Source organism: Deltaproteobacteria bacterium, assembly GCA_009692615.1.
In the GTDB taxonomy this organism is placed as follows: Bacteria; Desulfobacterota; Binatia; order UBA9968; family UBA9968; genus DP-20.
In genome coordinates this window covers 1-18,201 of the sequence record SHYW01000105.1, presented here as the reverse complement: position 1 = coordinate 18,201, position 18,201 = coordinate 1, and the positions used below count along the sequence as shown (strand labels likewise).

Here is an 18,201-nt window from a genome sequence, read left to right as displayed (position 1 = left end):
CCAGGGATACGCACTCGGCGAAGTGGCGAGATATTTTGGACGGGATGCCGCCACGGTGGGGACATTGATCGGACGACTCGCCGAGCGCATCGCCAAGGACGAAATGCTTCGACGGGAGATCAATCGGTTGAACAAGAAAGTCGAGATATCAAAGTCTAACCCCCAGCTCCTGCTCAAAGAGTACTTTGGGCAACTGTGGAGCTACGAGCGCGAAGGTTGGGCCAGGCGCTTTTTTGAGAACTGGAAGGCGGCGCTTAAATGGCAGAGGCTTAGGCCTTATGAGACATTTGCCGCGATGATCGAGCGCCATTGGGACGGGGTTGCCGCTTACAGCCGACCGGAAAACAAAGTGTCGCTGGGATTCGTCGAAGGACTCAACAACAAGATTCGTGTAATCCAAAGACGTGCTTATCGCCTTAGAGACGAAGAATACCTGCGGCTTAAAATACTCACTTCGATGTTGCCGGAGCTGTGAAATCATCAAATTTTACCCACTCGAGTTCACGAAGAGCCACTATTGTTTGGGCAGCAGACTGCTTTTTAGTTTTGCCAGCAGATCGGCAGGCACCTTGGGAAATCCTGAAACGATTTCTTCCAGCTCTTTTCCAGAAACCGGATTGGTGACGATATTCGACTTCTCGGCTTCAGCGATAAACTCCGCATCTTTCATCGTCTCCACAAACGCTTTGCGCAAATCCTCGACTAAATTCTTTCTCGTCTTTGGCGGCAACGTGTAGGCGTGGCCGAGGGCGCCCAGATCTTGGATGCCGATCTTCAGCAACTGGCGTGCTTCTTCGGTCTTGGCCAACTCGCTTGCCAAGGGCACTTTCGCTAGCTCCGGATGGGCCCTGCGCACCACTTGCAAAACGACATTCATGCTCTCGAGTTCCTGGCGCCAAGTGACTTTTTGCGTTTCCCAAGCAAGCCCGCAGGCGCCTTCGATCTCGCCTTGCTTGGCCGCAAGCTTGATATCCGCGCCGCCCTTGTAGCCCTCGACCAATTGCATCGGTAGTCCCAACGCGTCTTTGAGTATGCGCGCGTCGTCGCTCAGGCTCGTGCCCGGCGCCATGCCGCCCAGTTTCACGGGTTTTTTGGCTTTCACCCAGTCCTGCAAGGAGGTCACGCCACTGGCGCGCGCGACAATGCAGATCGGCGTCGGGCGCACGGCCGAGCCGATCCACTGAAACTTGGGCGCGTCGAACTCTATCCCCTTGAGTCCCAGATATTGTTGCAGCGAGAGCGATCCATTCCAGTTGGCGATCGTCAGGCCGTCGGGTTCGGCGCGGTTATAGAGATAGTTGACCGCGATCAATCCGCCCGCGCCCGTCATATTCTCAACCGCTACCGTCGGGTTGCCTTGAATGTGTTTTCCCAGATGGCGCGCGATGAGGCGGGCGTAGGTATCGTAACCGCCGCCCGCCGAATAGGCCTCAATGAGCCGAATAGTTTTTCCTTTGTAGAATGATTCCTGCGCGGGCAAGTTATGCGTAAAGACCAGAGATAACCCGAGAAACCAAGCCAACGACAACAACATCACGTTCTTCTCCTTGATCATACTACTAAACGTTTTTTCTGCGCCTTGGGGTCTTTGCCCGAGTCGATCCGAGCTTATCGGTAGAGATTCTTGATAAACCCACTAGTCTCAAGCTCGCGGACAAATCGATCCTCAACGATCGAGTCGACTTTGAACGATTCCAGCTTGGGATCGTTCTCCGCCAGGATCTGGGTAAGACTCGCGACGCCTTCCCGTTTGATATAGGGCGTTGTTTCGAAAAGGTCGGCAAACAGTTGATGAGTGTCCTCCAGAATTTTGTCATCTTCGACGCGCAAGTATATGCCGATCTGCCGCTTGGCGAAAGCTTTGTCGGTTTTGAAGCGTCGTATGCCCTCGACAGCGCCTGCCAAGAAGGGGCGAATCAACTGGCTATTTTTTTCGAGAAAACCAGTCGTGACCGTCACGTACGTATACGGGTAAAAAATCTCCCGCTTCGATAAATCCATCAGCTCGGTAAATCCCGCCCTTTCCGCTTGGATATGGGCCGGCGGCGACAAAGCGCCGAGCTGGCTCGTGCCGCTGTGCAGGGACGCAAGAACGTTCGGAATGCTGCCGACCTGTAAAATCACTGTTCCCTTTTCCGCTGCCGGCGCCCAGTTCTTCAAAAACAAACGGGCCGAAAAGTCGCTGGTCGTGCCGTAGCGGGTGACGGCGATCCGCTTACCGCGAAGATCGGCAGGGCTTTTGATCTGCGGCGACGCCATGATTTTCATGACCATGCGATTAAGCGTCCCGGCCACGCCGACGATCGATCGCCGCTGTGCGTTGGCGTTTATGATCGCCGGGCCACCTCCGATACCGAAGGCGATCTCGCCTGCGAGCATGGCTTGGAACAGCTGCGCCGTGCCGCCAACATAAACCAGGTCGACCTTCAAACCCTGTTGATCGAAATAGCCGCCCTCTTTCGCCGTCCAGAGCCAGGCCATCGACCCACTCATCGCCGAGAAGCCGACGCGGATGCGCTGCTCCTGAGCAAAACAGTCGGCCGGGGCGAACGCGATGAGTGCAGCAAGAGCGAGACATTGGCGCATCCCCGCTAGCGATTTGAAGTCTTTCATTTTATCCCTAGTTCGTCGTTCATTTGCCGTTGCAGCGCAAAGTCGAAAACTCTGGCAGCCGGAAGCGGGTCCGAAAGATTGAGCACACCTGCATCCATGCGAATCATTTCATCGATATCTTTCGCTTGCGGGATGCCATCCGTCGTGTAGGCCGGGCGAGACAGCCGATAGGATTCGATTGCTATCGGTAATTCGACGCGAAGATATTTCGCCAAAGTCTCGGCGGTGCCTTTTTCATTCCTCCAAAAATATTGATTGGCCTTGCTGCGCGCGCGAACCAGCCGCTTTAGCAAGTCTCTATCTTTGCCGAGCGTTCTATCATGAACCGCCAAGCCGTTTTGGAATCCGAGAAACTCTTCGGTCGCGGTACCGAGCAGATTCATTTTGAATTTGTCGCGCGCCGCGATAACCGTGGGGGGCGACAACAAGCCAAAGTGAATCGTGCCGTTGACCAGCGCTTGAAGCTGCGTCGGTACGTCGCCGACCTGGATCACGGTCACGTCTTTGTCAGGATTGAGCCCGCCCTTGCGCAGCATGCGTAAACCGGTCAGATGTTGCACCCCGCCGAAGGTTGTCGTGCCCATGATCTTGCCTTTGAGATCGCCGATCGATTTGAATTCCGAGCGAGCGACAAGCCAAAACAGCGGGCGGAATAAACTCACTGTGATAATTTTCAATGGCGCACCGCGCTGAATTACACCCATGGCGCTGCCCATGCCTTCGAACGCCAGGGCGTCGCCTGAGATCGTCGCCGCGGCCGCGGCGGTTCCTCTTACTTGAACCAACTGCGCGTCAAGTCCCTCTTCGCGAAAAAACCCCCGGTCCTGAGCGATGAAAGAGTGAATTGAGCCGATACTGCGGCTCGGGTAAGCGATCACCACGCGCTGCAAGGGTTGCGCATGGACCCTATTGTCGGCAACTTCAGTCGCGCCGATCAGCAATAAGATCACGCAGAATGGTGCGGTAAATTTATGCCTCACAAATAGTTTCCTCACGCCACCGTGCCGAGCAGTTGGCCGATAAATTGACAGCTGCGCTCGCGGCCGAGATCGTGGAGCATGAGGGCCATGCTCTGCGGGTAGGGCCGTTTGAGACAAATCGTCTGCACCAGCGCAATGGCGCGCCGCAGATCGATTTTGACGTCGCCGATGACTCGATACGCCGCCTCGTGAACTTCTTCAGCCTCCCAGGTGACGGATTCAAGACGAGCACTAACCTGAGTTAAAAAATCGCGCTCTTGTTGATCAAGTGTTGTTTTGGCGAAGATACTTCCGTCGTTGCGTTCAACCAGCCAATTTTCTTTCGCCTGCGCCGCGTCAACGGCGCAGTCACGCAGCTTACCGGCCTTACAAACCCTCACCGGGACCAAGCGATGCTTGCCAGCGATCTCGTTGCGGTCGGTATCCTGGAAGGTAAACTCGCCTTCTTCCATTTTGAGCACCGTCAGATCCGCGCGGCCGCCGACAACAATACGCCCGCGCCAAGATTCGCCCGCAATGGCCTTCGCTGCCCGCACGGTCACCCGCTCGATGACATCGGACAAGCTCATGCCCAGATTGAGAAACACCGACATAATATGGCAGAGCGATTGGGCCGGCTTCATCACGTTGATATTTTGCAGATCGCTGCTGATGGTATCGGGAAAGATGCCGCGCTCGAAACCAGCGCGGGCCATGTCGAAATTGAAATTGAAGCTACCAAAACCGACATCGAGAATCACCCCGCGCTCCTGCGCATCTTTGGTTTCCTTAGCCGCCAATCCGCCCTCGGTAAATGGCCCGCCGAATACAGCCGTGTAGACATGGGTCGCCATATCGCCGGCCTCTAAAAGTCGCATGACGTCGGGTGTGGTAATGCGTTGAGGCCGCTTCAAAAAATCGCCAATGTGAATATAGAGGGGAATTTTGAGAACCCGTGCGAGTGCCTTGGCGAGTTGAATCGGTTCGATACCCATGTCGCCGAACGCGCCGATTTTGAGCCCGCGCACGTGGCTGCCGTCTTCGGCCCAATCGAGCATGCGCGCCAATGGAATACTTTTCAGACTACGAACATAACGGTGGTGCTTTTCGTTAGCGCCGGTTACTCCCAACGGCGGCAAGTGGAGAAACGCGAACCAATCGGTCTCACAACTGTCGTTGAGCAGGGTTTCCAACTCCGGATAATTGTAGGGCCCGGCGCCACCGGCATCGACCATCGCCGTGACACCCGCGAGTACTCCCAAGGTGTCCGGATGCAGAAAACCGAGCGAGCCAAAGGCATGCACGTGGATATCGATCAAACCCGGTGTGACGATCAGGCCGGAGAGATCCTCGACGCGCCTGGACTCAGCAGGATTCACGCCGTTGCCGATGGCAACGATTTTATCCCCGTCAACGACGATATCCGCGATCCGGTCAAGCCCGCTCGCGGGATCGATCACACGGCCATTCTTGAGAAAAAGGTCATGGGTCATTGTTGGTCTCGGGATTTCACAGGTGTTTTACAACTTCAGCGAAGAGGGCGGGTTTAAAAACCGCCCCTTGTATTCGTTTTCTTTTGCGCCTTTTGCGTTTCTGGCGGTTAATTGTCCGGTTCCGAATCTTGTTCCTTAAACGACTGGAACTGGCTTTCCTTTCAAAAGTAACTGTCCCAATTCTTCTTCACCTGCTGCCAGACATCTTCCGGCGGCAGCGCCAATCCTTCGGACCTAAAGTTCTTGCTCTTGGTGGCGTCGACAAACATTTTAGCCGTCACACCTTCAGAGGTCGCCGAAGGATCCAGTCTCAAGCCGAACGTGTTTGGGATGATGAAAATATCTTTGTCGGCCTGAACCCGCGTTGCGATCGCCCACTCGACTTCCTCGGGGTTCATGATGTCGATGTCGTCATCGAACACGAAAACATGTTTGACCCGGCTTCCCTTAACGCCTACTGAGGCGGCGAGAATATTGTTAATCATGCCGGGACGCTTCTGTCGTTCGTCGACTTGGATAAAGCAATGAAAGATGCCGATGCCAGCTTCGCTGCAATAGACTTTCTTGATCGCCGGATGGCCGGGCTTGAGCTCGTTGTAAACTTGCACCGACGCGGTGACGCTTTTGATCACGCCCTCTTCGTTGATCCCTTTACAAAGATAGAAGCCATGGTAGAGCGGATCCTTGCGCAGGGTCATGCACTGGACCGTCCACATGCGCTCGCGAATCACCGTGCCGACCGAATAACCGCAGAACTCGCCGTAGGGTCCTTCATCGCCGATCTCGGGAGGAATGCTCACTTGTCCTTCGAGAACGATTTCCGCCGTGGCGGGCACTTCGATATCGACGGTCTCGCAGCGCACGAGCTCTACCGGCTTTTGCCGGAGCGCGCCGGCGATCGAGAACTCGTCGACGTCGATGCCCGGGACGAATTGAGAAGCGAGAAAAATCGAAGGCTCGCTGCCGATGACCACCGCCACGTCAAGTTTTTTTGCGCCGCGAAACTCGGCGTTTTTGTAATACTCATAGCCATGGTGCCCCGGACTAAGACGCAAAAACGTTTGTTGTTTGTTGGCGTACATCATGCGGTAAACGCCCACGTTCCTGCCGTACTCGGGATCTTTAACGATCACCAGGCCCGCCGTGAGGTAAGGAGCCTTCTCGGTTTTGTTCCAGGTAATCCACGGCAGCCGGTCGAGATCGACATCTTTGCCTTTGAGGATGACTTCTTTGCACGGCCCGTCTTTGACGATCACCGGCGCGATGGACTGCTTGGTTCGCTCCATCACCTCGGTGAATAAATCGGTTTCATCGGCATCGATCGCAAGTGCAATCCGCTTAAACGTTGCGAGCGATTCGGTTAGCACCGGCATGGAACAACCGCGCACCTTCTCAAACAAAAGCGCCTTTCGGCCTTTCTCGTGGATCGTTTTGCAGATCGCGCCTACCTCATACTTTGGCTCGACCTCTTTCTTAACTCTCGCCAGCTCCCCGGCTTCGTCGAGTGTTTTCACGAACTCTCGTAGATCTTCAAACGGCATGATGTTCTCCTTTTTCGCAGACCAATCCTAACTAAACACTGCTTTCCACTTTTTCTTGATCTCATCGCGATAAGCCGGGTCAAGGGTATGCACCTTGGGAAACTTGTCGCGCCAATGGAACGGCCGGCAGGCATCGATGATCGCCCGCGAGTTGGTGAAATCGCCGGCGGTTCTTTTTTCCGGCGAGATGCGTGGATCGATGGGACTGCTCCAGCAGTTGGTCGCGATCTCGATGGAAGTCTGCGGATCGCAGCGTGTCGACATCGCCCAGAGCACATCCGGCATATTCGACGGATCGATGTCGTCATCGACTAATACGATGAATCGTCCCAAATAGCCGCCTTCCCTTGCGCCTAGCGCGATATGCGCGGCCTGCCGCGCATGGCCGCCATAGCGTTGCTTGACCGAGATCACCATAAAGAAGCGCACGCCCCACTCGGCGCACCAGACGCCGCGAATGTCGGTGATCCCCGCAGCTTCGATCTCGTTCCACAAACCGGCGGCGCAGAAAACCAGAAAGAGATAACTCGACAACGGATAGGTTTTAAAATCGGGAAGAACCGTGAGAATCGGATCCTTGCGGTGATAGACCGATTTAATGCGAATCAGTGGCGCAGGACGGGTGCCCGAAGCATAATAGCCCGTCCATTCGCCAAACGGCCCTTCCATTTCCGACTCGACCTCGGGTGGCGGAATCTCGCCTTCGAGCACGATCTCCGCCGATGCGGGGATGGGCAATCCTGTCATCTCGCCGCGCACGACTTTCACGGGTGAATTTTGAATCTGCCCGGCAAAATCATATTCTGACATTCCCCACGGCAGACCGAGACCGGAAACTGCGAATAAGACCGGATCGAGGCCGCACACCAATGCAACGGGACAACTCTTGCCTTGATCCCAATATTTTTGCGCGATCAGACGAGTTTGTTTGCCGGGGGAAACGTAGAGCGAAACACGGTGCTCGTCGAGAATCTGCACGCGCGCCGTTCCCAAGTTGACCCAACCGGTGTCGGGATCGGCGGTGATCACCGCATCCGAAGTGCCAAGATATCGGCCGCCATCCTCGCGATGCAGTTTAGGCGCCGGGAAGATCGTCGCACGGGCATCTTTCCCGACAAAGAAATTTTCCTGAATCGCGCCGTGATTTTCAAAAAGCGGCGGCACCGGCTTGCCGTTGCGCAAGATATCTTTCACCGCGCGAACGAGATCCACGCCCTTTAAATCGCTGGAGAGTCCCAACCCCAAGGCAGTTCGCGATTGGGTCTGGTACATGTTCGTAAACAGGCGATAGCCGCTCGGATAACCTTTGATATCGTCGAACAGCAGCGCCGGCGGATTGGGCTCCAGCGCGGATATTTCCGTGATCGCGCCGATCTCCAAATTCCAATCCGCGCCCTTGACGATTTTGAGCTCGCCCAGCCGTTCGGTTTCTCGGAGGAATTCTCTCAGTTCCGGCATAGATATTCCTTGTGTTGAGCGTTAAAGCAGTTCCTTCAGCAGTCGAAAATCATACATCTTTTGCTCTGCTTGTTGGCGCGACAGATTTTGCACTTCTTTGCGGAGCATTTGCCGCGTAATCTCAAAATCATCGGCGAGCGCGCGTTCGGACGGCGTGCCGTCGCGCGTCATGATACCGTGGTAGAAATCGTAGGTTTGTTTTGCAACTTCCGCTTCCATCTTGGTAACACGATTGAGCAGTGCGATGCTCTCGCTGTCGTTCTTGCTATCCTGAAAAAATCTTAAGCCCCTAAGCGTCGCCCGGAGAAAGCGCCGCACGAGGTCGGCGTTTTCTTGGATCATCTTCTCCGCGGTCACCAAACCCGACATCGGCATCTGTAGCGCATCGCCCACGTAAGCCAGCCGCACCATGCCAAGCTTCTCGGCCATCTGCGTAAATGGTGGGCGAATGAGTCCAGCTTCAACCGAGCCGCCGGCCAGGGCGGGCCAGATATCGCCCACGGCAAGAATGCGCACGTCTTTATCGGGATCGAAATTCAGCCGTTCAACAACCTTGCGCGCGGAATAGTAAGTCGTGGAACCCAAGCCCGTCACGGCGATGCGCTTGCCCTTGAGATCCTGTGGGCTGCGCACCCCCAGATCCGGCCGCCCGTACAAAAAATGAAACGGCTTGTCGCAAAAGACCATGATCGCCTTGAGCGTCATTCCGGAAAGCGCAGCGCGCGCGCCGGTCCCCAGGGCCAGGGTGAACTGCACCGAGCCCGCCTGCAGCGCCTGCGACGCCGTGACGCCGCCGCGAATATAGAGGTCTTTGACTTGAAAACCTTCGTCGCGGTAAAAATTTTTCTCCTTGGCGATGTAATAAGGAATATCGCCCAAGGTCAGTGCCGGATGGGCAACCAACGCCTCCTCAGCCCATGCCATATCGATGCATAGACGATACGCTAAAAACAACATGACGCCGGCCAGAACGACACGATGCATTGGAAAAATCCCCATCTAGAATAACTTTTGCGTTTGCGATTCGACCGATCTTTGCCCCTACACTTCGGCTACCTCACTTGTAGAGCGCTTCGATGAAGCCGCTCTTGTCGATTTCAAGAAGATAACTGTAGTCGAACATATCCTTAGATTGTAGCTGTTTCGCCTTGGGGTTGGTTGTTGCCAAGACGTCGACAAAGTTGCGCCAACCCTCCTCAGTGCCGTAGGGTTTGGCTGCGATCATCGCGCCGAAGATTCTATAGGTTTCGTCAAGCGCCGCTTGATCGTTTAGGCGCGTCCACTTACGGAGCGTCTCGACGCCCTCTTTGCGCTGTTTTTTCATGAACGCGATGCCGTGCAGAAATCCCTTGAGAAAGCCCCGCACCATCTCGCGATTTTTACTGGCGAACTCTTTGGTGACCAGGAGATGATCGAAGGAATACTGCACGCCTGCCTCGTGCAAAGAAGTGAGAACTCGGAAACCGAGATTGCGCGCGGTGAGATTGGCTGGCGGGGTGAGAATCGTCGCGTCGACTGTTCCCTGCCGCAGCGCCGCAAGCCTGACCGATTCGTCGCCGATTTGCAGCAGTTGCACGTCTTTCTCCGGGTCGATGCCCATTTTCAATAGAACCAAGCGAACGGCATAATGGGCCGCGCCGCCGAAGCGAGCAACGGCAATGCGCTTCTTTTTGAGTTTCTCCGCGGTATCGATATCGGGGGTGACGATCAACATGTAGGGCAGCGTGCTTACCCACTCCGCAATCGCCACGACCGCCGCGCCGTTAAGTATCGCGTTGGCGCCGGGTGCGCTGGAAGTGGCCGTGAATTTCACTTCATCCGCGAGCAGCGCTTGAATACTCGTCGGACCGCCCTGAAACGTCACGACCTCCGATTTGAGACCGTACTGCGAAAATAAGCCGCGGTCTTGGGCGATCCAAAGCGGCAAGAGCGGCCCGCTCAGGCCGAGGGAGCCGATTCGGATCGACTGCGCACGAACGCTCGCCGGCGCCAAGAAGATGCACAGGGACAAGCTGGCGATCATGAACGCCACGGAGGGAGCGAAATTCACGCGCAGCAAGCGCCGGGTATGCTCTAACATTGCCAATTACCCTCTCCCAATAAACGGCGCGAGCTTGTTCTCGGTTTCCTGCAGATATCTGACGAACCGGTACTTAATCTCGGTCAAATCAAGATCGGGCCGGGGAATATCGCGGTGGAGGAGACTTTCCTGGACTTTACAGACGACAAAGCTCAACCCTTGGCCCGACAGCACGGCCGTTGCCTGCGCGCTAAAGCTATTCAAATCCCGCACGGTAACCGACCGAGCGATGCCCGCTCCTTTGGCAACCTGCGCCAAATCCGTCTTGCCGGCGGTGGCGGAGGGCTCGCTAATGCGTGTGCCACTGTAGGCCTGGTTATCGAACACGAACACGGATAGATTGTGCAGGTCTAAATTCGCCACGGTGGCCAGGCTGCTCAAGGTCAACAAAACACTGCCGTCGGATTCCAGAACAACGACTTTACGATGCGGCAGCGCCAGCGCGAGTCCTGCACCGACACTGAGCGCAGCACCCATCTCGCCGAGCAAGAGATTACCATCGCGCTGCGACAGGCTGCTCCATTCAATGCGCTGACCGCTCTGGGATGTCACCACCAGGTGATCGGTAATCAGCGGCAGCAAACGCTGTAAGCATTCATAACGGTTCATAAGGTAAAGTCCCCGGTAAAAATCAAGGCGACGGGCTCGCGCAGAGCGTTCATCGTGCGCACGGCGTTTTTCACATCGGCATCGAGGTTCGCGCCGTTTTCCAGGACCTTGTGTTCAATATCGAGCGCTTTGAGTTGCGGCACCAATCGCCTGCCGGCGAGCGAGTAGAGAAAACTGTTGCGTTGATCGTCGAAGCCGCCCAGATGACTGACCAGCAAAAGCACCGGCACGCGCAAGTGCAGCGCCACCACCACGAGCTGATAGCAGGATACGTAAATGCCTGTGCTTTCCATGTAACAAGCCGCCTGTTTTCCGCCGAGAGTCGCACCCACCGCTATGGAAACCGCATCGGCCTCACTGGCTGCGGGCGCGAGCTTGAAGTGGGGATCGCCGCGCATGAGCGGTAAAATTTGGCTCAACCTGCTCTCCGGCAAGTAACTCATGAAGTCGATGCCGGCATCGCGCAAGCTCGTGACGATTTGCTTGGCTAGTTTTGGTTCCATAAGATCCGCGGATTGTTCAAGGTTCAACGTCCAACGTCAGATTGAAGAGATCCCACGTTGAACTTTGTACCCTTGAACTTTGAACAAAAATTTGTTTCGGCATTAGGGATTTCTTTATTGCCTGTAAATATTCCCGACTAGCCGAGCTTCGCCATCACCTCGCTGCCCCAGCGCCGGATAAAACCGAGCTTGTCGTCGAAGTGAACGTTCAACCAGATTTTCCGCACGCCGTCATGTTCCATCCGCTGAATGGTCGCGAGACAATCGTCGGGCGTGCCCACGATGGCGTAGCGATCCGTGAGATAAGACTCCAGGCCACTCTCGCGCACCAGGGTCGCATTCTTGGTATTTTCACCGGGCTTTTGATGTTCCAGATAGTTGTAGCCTTTATGAATGCTGTCGAGAACCTCGCGGTACTCCGGCGGCACTTGCTTGTCCTGTTCAGGAAAGCGCGCCAGATGATTCGCCTTGGCGGCAAGCATCATACGGATAACCGACAAGGCCTCTTCCCGGCGGTTGCCGATGTGAGCGCTCAACGCCCACCAAACATCGAGATCTTCCAGCTTGCGGCCGGAGCGCGCCGCGCCGGTGGCGATGCGATCGTAGGCGTCGCATACCACGTCTGCTCCAACGCCCGTGCCCACGATCACGCCGTCGGCGTATTGTCCCGCGAGCTCAAGGGTCTTGGGGCCATGACCGGCGATGTAAATTGGAATATCGGCCTTGCCCCAGGTGAGTTTCAACTCGTTGCCCTGATACATGACGCTCTCGCCGCGCATCAGCGCGCGCAAACAAGCGGTGAATTCGCCCAGCACCGCAAGCTTGACGGGTTTATAGCCGATGTTAAAAACCGCGCTGTCTCCGGTGCCCAGTCCGACAAACACTCTGCCGGGGGCCAATTCGTTCAAGGTCAACATCGCGCTGGCGGTAACGGTCGGATGGCGCGTGAGAGCATTAGTCACCCGGGGGCCAAGTTGAATCGACTTCGTCGCCTGGATCCCCGCCGCGCAACTGATGTAGAGCTCGCGATAGATCGCTTGCGAGTCGACTACGCCGACGCGCTCGAAACCGGCATCTTCGGACGCGCGGCTCCACTCGCTAAAATCTCTCGGATGATTGGGGGCGAAACTAATGCCGAATTTCATTGTCATGAAACTATTTCCTTCTTGATGCACCGGACATTTCCGTTCACCACGAAGACACCCATGCGAAAATACCGCAAACCGAATTCGTAAGATCTCGTGCAAAGACGCAAAGGAAACTCTTTTCCGAACTTGGCGTTCTTGGCGCCTGGGCGCGCGATATTCCAACTCTTCGCTTTGGCTTTAGCGTAACGCATACGGTGATCGCTCAATACTTGCGCGACATTTCGTAATCGCCGAACCGGTTAACCTGGAACCGCCAGCCGGGCGGAATCACGATGGTCGTGGTCGGCTCTTCGACGATCGCTGGACCCTTTAGCGCCGCCCGGGCTCCGAAGCTTTTGCCTTCGTATACATCCGTCTCGATTTTTCGTCCATCGAAAATGACACTGCGTTTTTTCTTGGCGCCCGCAGTGCCTTTCGACTTCGTTTCGGCTTTACCAAAACTCGCCGGCCGCTGCGTGCGCACCAGCGCCATGAGCCGCCAATGCAATGCTTCCACCGACTCGCCGGGGAGATTGTAGCCATAGAGCTTCTGGTGCTGCGCAGCGAAATCTTTTTGCAGTTGGTTAAAATCATCCGATGGCGACTTAAACGGGATAGTTACCTCATGAAATTGGCCGACATATTTTAGATCGACAGCGTAAGCCAGCGACACCGAAGCTTTTTTCTTGCCCTCATCGCGAAGCGTCTGCAACGCTTCCACGCTCATTTGGTCATAGAGAGCGCGCACTTTCACTTTGGAAATCGTTGCCAAATCGCCTGAAAAGGTGCGCACATAGTCATGTTTCAAATCGGACAGGAGCATGCCCGCGGCGCAAAACACCGACGCGACGCGAGGAATCAGCAGTTGGCGAATACCCAACTCGCCGGCAATTGCCGCAGCATGCACCGCTCCCGCGCCGCCCGCTACGATTAACATGCAGTGACGCGGATCGTATCCCTGCTTGATCGAAACGAGTCGGATCGCATCCGCCATGGTGCTGTTCACCAGCCGGTTGATTCCTTCGGCCGCTTTCACTGCCAGCATGCCGAGCGGCTTGGCGATGCGCGTTTCAATGCCTTTCACGGCGGAATTTCGGTCGAGGCTGAACTCACCGCCGAGAAAATCTTCGGCGCCGATGTAGCCCAACACCAGATCGGCATCGGTCACCGTCGGCTCCTTCCCGCCGCGGCCATAACAGATCGGACCGGGGTCGGCGCCCGCGCTGGCGGGACCGACGTGGAGCACGCCACCATCATCGACCCAGGCGATGCTGCCGCCGCCCGCGCCCACAGTGCGAATATCGAGCACCGGAAACGCAGTGGCGTGTCCGCCTACTTCGCCTTCCGTCGTGAAACTAACCTCGCCGCCTTTGATGAACGAGACATCGAAACTGGTGCCACCCATGTCCATGGTGATCAGATCTTTGTGGCCGGCGCGTTTGCCGCAAAAAATCGCCGCCACCGGGCCGCCGGCGGGTCCCGACAATAGCGTTCGGCAAGCAAAACGAGCCGCAGTTTCCGGTGCCATGACACCACCATTGGACTGCATGATTAACAACTGGCCGGCAAAACCGGCGGCATTCAAACGCTCGGTCAAACGATTGAGGTAGCGCGCCAAAATCGGTCCCACGTAGGCGTTTAGCGCCGTCGTGCTATGGCGTTCATAGGCGCGCAGCTGCGGCAGCACCTGGGTTGAGAGTGAAACGTAGGCCTCGGGAAAATCGGCTTCGAGCAGCGCGGCGATCTCCTGCTCATGCTTTGGGTTAAGAAACGAAAATAGCAAGCTGACGGCGATCGACTCGACGCCACAGCGCTTAAGTTCGCCGATCGCCGCACGCGCTTCGTCATAGTCCAGCGGTGCAATCTCGCGCCCCTCGCAATCGGTGCGTTCGGCGACTGTGTAGGTGAGGTTGCGCGGCACCAACGGCGGCGGCGGATTGTATTTGGAATTGAATTGCTCTTCGCGAATGCCCCGGCGCATAAGCAGGATATCGCGAAACCCCTTGGTAGTGAGAAAGCCGGTCATGGCACCGCGCCCGGTGAGGACTGCATTGGTCGTGATCGTCGTGCCATGCACGATGCGCGCGACCCGCCCAAGAAAATCACCGAGCGATAAGCCGGTTTTAACCGAGAACTTTCCCAGTCCGTTTAACACTCCTTCGGAAGGGTCCGCCGGCGTCGTAAAAGTTTTCTCGACAGTGGTTCGGCCTTGGCCGTCGACCAGAACACAGTCGGTAAAAGTCCCGCCGACGTCGATGCCGATCAGGAAAGATTCATTACGTGCAGTTGGCATGGTGATTTACTGAAGCGCTGAGCCCAGAGTCCGATAGAGCGGCTTGCGCAAATTTTAGCGTCTTCGAAATTGGCTACTTTATGCGACCAACCCTTACTCACCACGAAGCTCAGGATGGTTCGCAGGTTAAGTCTCTTACCTTCGTGCTCGGAGCCTGTGGTGAGTGAAGTCGAATCCATGCCCTTCGTGGTGAATTATCCCTTTCCGAGTCTTGCGCCCTTCGTGATCGATTGCAAAGCGTTGAGTCATTTCTTCTGTGCTTCGCGGATGTAGCGGTAGTCGATGAGATCCGCCATCGCCAGACGCTTTTTTATCGTCCCTGCTTCGAACATTTGATCCACTGAGAGTTCAATGCCCTTCTCCGCAATACGACCATCGTCGGGCAGCGACTGCACGTAGGCCAGATAACCTTCTTTTGCCGTCGCGTGATCGAAGCGCAGCCATTTTTGCAGCGCGGCAATTGCGACATCAGGATTTTTCTTCGCCGTCGCCACGCCCTGTTGGTAGGCCCTGAGGTAAGACCTGAATTCAGGCTCGCGGTTGTTCAGAAAATCGTCGCGCAGATAGATCAGATCGAGCGGCCACTCGGGAATCAAATCCGCCAACATGAAGAGTAGATTCAGCCCCGCTTGTCGCGCTTTCTCGAAGTGCGCCGCGCTGATCAAGCTGGCATCGACGCTGCCCGACTGTACGGCGGCAAAGCGCGTCGGCACGCCGCCCAGCGGAATATAAGTCACGTCGCGCGCGCCATCGAGACCGCGCTGTTTCAAAACATAGGCGAAGAGAAACTCGCTCAACGAGGCGCGGGCGCTTACCGCAACCCGCTTACCCTTAAGTTCCGGGATGCTGCGAATCTGCGGGCGCGAGATCAGCGCATAGGGCATCAGATTGGATATTCCCCAGACACCGCGCATCTTGACGCCAGCGTTCACTGCGGTAATCAACTCCGGCGCCGAACCCATTCCGATGTGAGTATCGCCGGAGATCAGCGACTGTGCCAGCTGCACGCCGCTCTGAAAAAAAATCAATTTGATCGACAGCCCCTCCTGAGAGAAATAACCGGCGCGATCGGCAACAAAAGCAGGCATGAAGGCAGCAGAATAGGCGGAGAATCCCACCACCAGATTTCCTTTCTGCGCCGCCGCAGGGAGTGCGGACAGAGCCAACAATAAGCTAGCGCAGAAAACATACGATACCGCTCGTCTCATGCGTTGCATCCTTTGGGCCCCAATCAATTTAGTTATTCGGCTTGAAATTCCCGCCTGGAGAACTCGGCGCGGAGGTGCAGAGTACATGGAGTCAGAACGGTAGAACAAAATTCCTCTGCAAACTTTATGTCTCTGCGGTGAATAGTCCTGCACAGTAAACCTAGAATAGCTCTACTTACTCACCGCGCTTTGCATCACCCCAACGGAACCTCGACGCAAGCGCTCGCGCGCTGTCGCTTGCCAGTCGATTTTTCGCTCGTGGTTGGTTGCGCTAATCACGACACCGTAATCCGCCAACGCTCCGTCGACGGTCACATAGCCATTAACGACATCGTCCATGACCAGCTCCGGCGCGCGCTCTAGCGGGTCGGCAAAACCACCGCCGCCTTGGGAATGCAGCTCGAAAACATCGTCGCGTGCCACGCCATAGAAACGGTTCACCCCGAGCTCTTTTTTGCTGCCATCGCGGCTCGTCACCTGCATGCGCGGCAGCGAACCCGGTTTTGCACCGAACAGGCCAAAGGCGCGGGTCTGCTCTAGCATGCCGGAACCGACGGTAACGCATTGGATCTCTGAGCTATCGACACGCCAGCGCAGCACGGCGCCCAAGCCGCCGCGCCATTTTCCCGCGCCGCCAGTATCTGGCGCGAGCTCGTATTGCAAAAGCTGATAGGGATAGGCGAGCTCAAAAATCTCCGGATCGGTGGCGCGCGAGCCGCCCATGTTGCTCACCGGACCGGTGTGGTTCCAGCCATCGTAACCGTCGGTAGCGCCCGAGCCGCCTTTGCAATTGTGATGGGTGCAGACAAAGGGACGCTTGGTGCGTGGGTTGAACCCCGCGCTCATCGGCGCGCAACGCCGACCCCAGCCGGCTTGCACCTGCGACGGGATCGCCTGCGCTAGCGCCAGCCAAATCGCTTCAGCGATGGCGGCGCAGGTAAGCAGCGTTGAAGCAGTCGTCGGTGCCGGCGGCAGGCAATTGACCAGCGAGCCCTCAGGCGCGGCGATGGTGATCAGACGCAAGGAACCGGCATTGAGCGGGATCGTCGCGCCGATGCAAGCAAACAGCGCCTGAAAACAAACCGATGCCGTGTTGGCCAAGGGGCTGTTAACAAAGCCGCGGGTCTGCGCATCGGAGCGGGCGAAGTCGAAAAGTAATTTTTCATCCTTCACACTGATGTCGACGCGCACACAGGGTTGGCGGTCCATGTCAACGCCATCGTTGTCGAGCGCACGCTCGCCGGAATAACGGCCATTGGGAATTTTTCTGATCGCCGCGGCCATGGTTTTTGCGCTGGCGTCCAAGTACAACTCGATGGCGGCATCCACCGTCTTACGATCGTAACGATCGAGTAATTCGATCAACGACTCCTCTCCTCTTACCGTGGCGCCGATCTGGCAGTGGAGATCGCCTTCGACCAAGTGGCGGCTTTTGACATTGAGAAGAATCAGGTCCCAGACATCGCGCTGGTATGCGCCCTTCGAATACAGTTTGATCGGCGGCAACCGCAATCCTTCTTCCCAAACGGTTTTCGCCGATGGATTGTAACCCGCCACACCGGCGCCGCCGAGGTCCGCCTGGTGTCCCTTGGTCACCGACCAGAACGCCAGCTGTCGTTGGTAAAATACCGGCCGGGCAATCGACACGTCGGGAAGATGACTGTTGCCGTCATAGGGGTCGTTCGCGACAATCACATCGCCAGGGTGAAGCACCTCGTTTTTGTAGCGCTTGCGAATCGCGTCCATGGCATAGGGAATCGCGCCCAACAACACGGGAATGTAAGACGTCTGCGCGACCAAACGCCCTTGAGCGTCGAAGATCGCCGTGACAAAATCGCGCGATTCGCTGAAGATCGGCGAGCGCGACGTGAGCAGCATGATCTGCCCCATCTCTTTGGTGATCGCGGTGAGACGGTTGGCGATCACGGCGACGGAAATCGGATCGACGGCGCCGGGCTTTGTGCGCCGAGCGCTTGGCAGTCGTCCGCCTTTGCTGCGCAAGGATCGCGCTTTCAAGTTCTTACTCATAGGCAACCGTTATACATGGATCGATGGATTGTCAGAGTCGATAGGACGCGCCGAGAAAAACTTTCTTGACTATCACCCGTGAAACAAGTATCGAGACTTTATATCGAGCTTCGCGCCGTCGTGTCAAGTTAAAAGCTCGACGGTGTTGTAGCAAAGTGATTATGTCAGGGGTTAACGGCAACGTAATTATGTCAGGGTGGAAGGATGACAACCCTGACAATGAAAGACGAGAAACGACTAGACGTAATTCAACGAGTATATCGCAGCGAGATCACCGTGGTTGAGGCCG

Annotated in this window: 15 protein-coding genes; 1 reads left to right on the top strand and 14 read right to left on the bottom strand. The window is 56.3% G+C overall.

Features of this window, described 5'->3' with window-relative positions; all coding sequences use genetic code 11:
* The coding region (locus tag EXR70_20320) for a hypothetical protein (protein ID MSP40839.1) at positions 1-475 on the top strand (475 nt) is incomplete at its 5' end.
* Positions 476-514: 39 nt separating this feature from the next.
* On the opposite strand, the gene EXR70_20315 is transcribed toward EXR70_20320, so the two are convergent.
* The 14 genes from EXR70_20315 to EXR70_20250 all read right to left on the bottom strand — a co-directional run bounded on the left by EXR70_20315 (position 515) and on the right by EXR70_20250 (position 17,912).
* Positions 515-1,555 carry a hypothetical protein gene (locus EXR70_20315; protein MSP40838.1) on the bottom strand — a complete coding sequence of 347 codons (1,041 nt, stop codon included), beginning with the start codon at positions 1,553-1,555 and terminating at the stop codon, positions 515-517.
* A gap of 53 nt (positions 1,556-1,608) precedes the next feature.
* Positions 1,609-2,613, bottom strand: a complete 1,005-nt coding sequence (locus EXR70_20310) for an ABC transporter substrate-binding protein (GenBank protein MSP40837.1) — start codon at positions 2,611-2,613, stop codon at positions 1,609-1,611.
* Complete coding sequence (locus EXR70_20305; protein MSP40836.1) at positions 2,610-3,710, bottom strand: ABC transporter substrate-binding protein; 1,101 nt, start codon at positions 3,708-3,710, stop codon at positions 2,610-2,612. Before EXR70_20305 ends, EXR70_20310 begins: the two co-directional genes overlap by 4 nt.
* Positions 3,605-5,065, bottom strand: coding sequence for a hypothetical protein (locus EXR70_20300; protein MSP40835.1), 1,461 nt, complete (start codon positions 5,063-5,065; stop codon positions 3,605-3,607). The genes EXR70_20305 and EXR70_20300 overlap by 106 nt, the downstream gene beginning before the upstream one ends.
* Positions 5,066-5,226: 161 nt before the next feature.
* The gene (locus EXR70_20295; GenBank protein ID MSP40834.1) at positions 5,227-6,606 is read right to left on the bottom strand and encodes a UbiD family decarboxylase; all 1,380 of its coding nucleotides are present in this window, start codon (positions 6,604-6,606) and stop codon (positions 5,227-5,229) included.
* Positions 6,607-6,633: 27 nt separating this feature from the next.
* Positions 6,634-8,064: a UbiD family decarboxylase gene (locus EXR70_20290; GenBank protein ID MSP40833.1), complete on the bottom strand. Its 1,431-nt coding sequence runs from the start codon at positions 8,062-8,064 to the stop codon at positions 6,634-6,636.
* Between the two features lie 21 nt (positions 8,065-8,085).
* Positions 8,086-9,063 carry an ABC transporter substrate-binding protein gene (locus EXR70_20285; protein ID MSP40832.1) on the bottom strand — a complete coding sequence of 326 codons (978 nt, stop codon included), beginning with the start codon at positions 9,061-9,063 and terminating at the stop codon, positions 8,086-8,088.
* A 58-nt stretch (positions 9,064-9,121) separates the two neighbouring features.
* Positions 9,122-10,150, bottom strand: coding sequence for an ABC transporter substrate-binding protein (locus EXR70_20280; protein ID MSP40831.1), 1,029 nt, complete (start codon positions 10,148-10,150; stop codon positions 9,122-9,124).
* Positions 10,151-10,753, bottom strand: coding sequence for a thiamine pyrophosphate-binding protein (locus tag EXR70_20275; GenBank protein ID MSP40830.1), 603 nt, complete (start codon positions 10,751-10,753; stop codon positions 10,151-10,153).
* Positions 10,750-11,256 (bottom strand): hypothetical protein, encoded by a 507-nt coding sequence (locus tag EXR70_20270; GenBank protein ID MSP40829.1) that lies wholly within the window; start codon positions 11,254-11,256, stop codon positions 10,750-10,752. Before EXR70_20270 ends, EXR70_20275 begins: the two co-directional genes overlap by 4 nt.
* 137 nt (positions 11,257-11,393) lie before the next feature.
* Complete coding sequence (locus EXR70_20265) at positions 11,394-12,407, bottom strand: LLM class flavin-dependent oxidoreductase (GenBank protein MSP40828.1); 1,014 nt, start codon at positions 12,405-12,407, stop codon at positions 11,394-11,396.
* Between the two features lie 199 nt (positions 12,408-12,606).
* Positions 12,607-14,676, bottom strand: coding sequence for a hydantoinase/oxoprolinase family protein (locus tag EXR70_20260; GenBank protein MSP40827.1), 2,070 nt, complete (start codon positions 14,674-14,676; stop codon positions 12,607-12,609).
* 245 nt (positions 14,677-14,921) lie between these two features.
* Complete coding sequence (locus tag EXR70_20255; protein ID MSP40826.1) at positions 14,922-16,037, bottom strand: ABC transporter substrate-binding protein; 1,116 nt, start codon at positions 16,035-16,037, stop codon at positions 14,922-14,924.
* Positions 16,038-16,055: 18 nt separating this feature from the next.
* On the bottom strand, positions 16,056-17,912 hold the full coding sequence (locus tag EXR70_20250) for a hydantoinase B/oxoprolinase family protein (GenBank protein ID MSP40825.1): 1,857 nt from the start codon (positions 17,910-17,912) through the stop codon (positions 16,056-16,058).
* Positions 17,913-18,201: the final 289 nt, after the last annotated feature.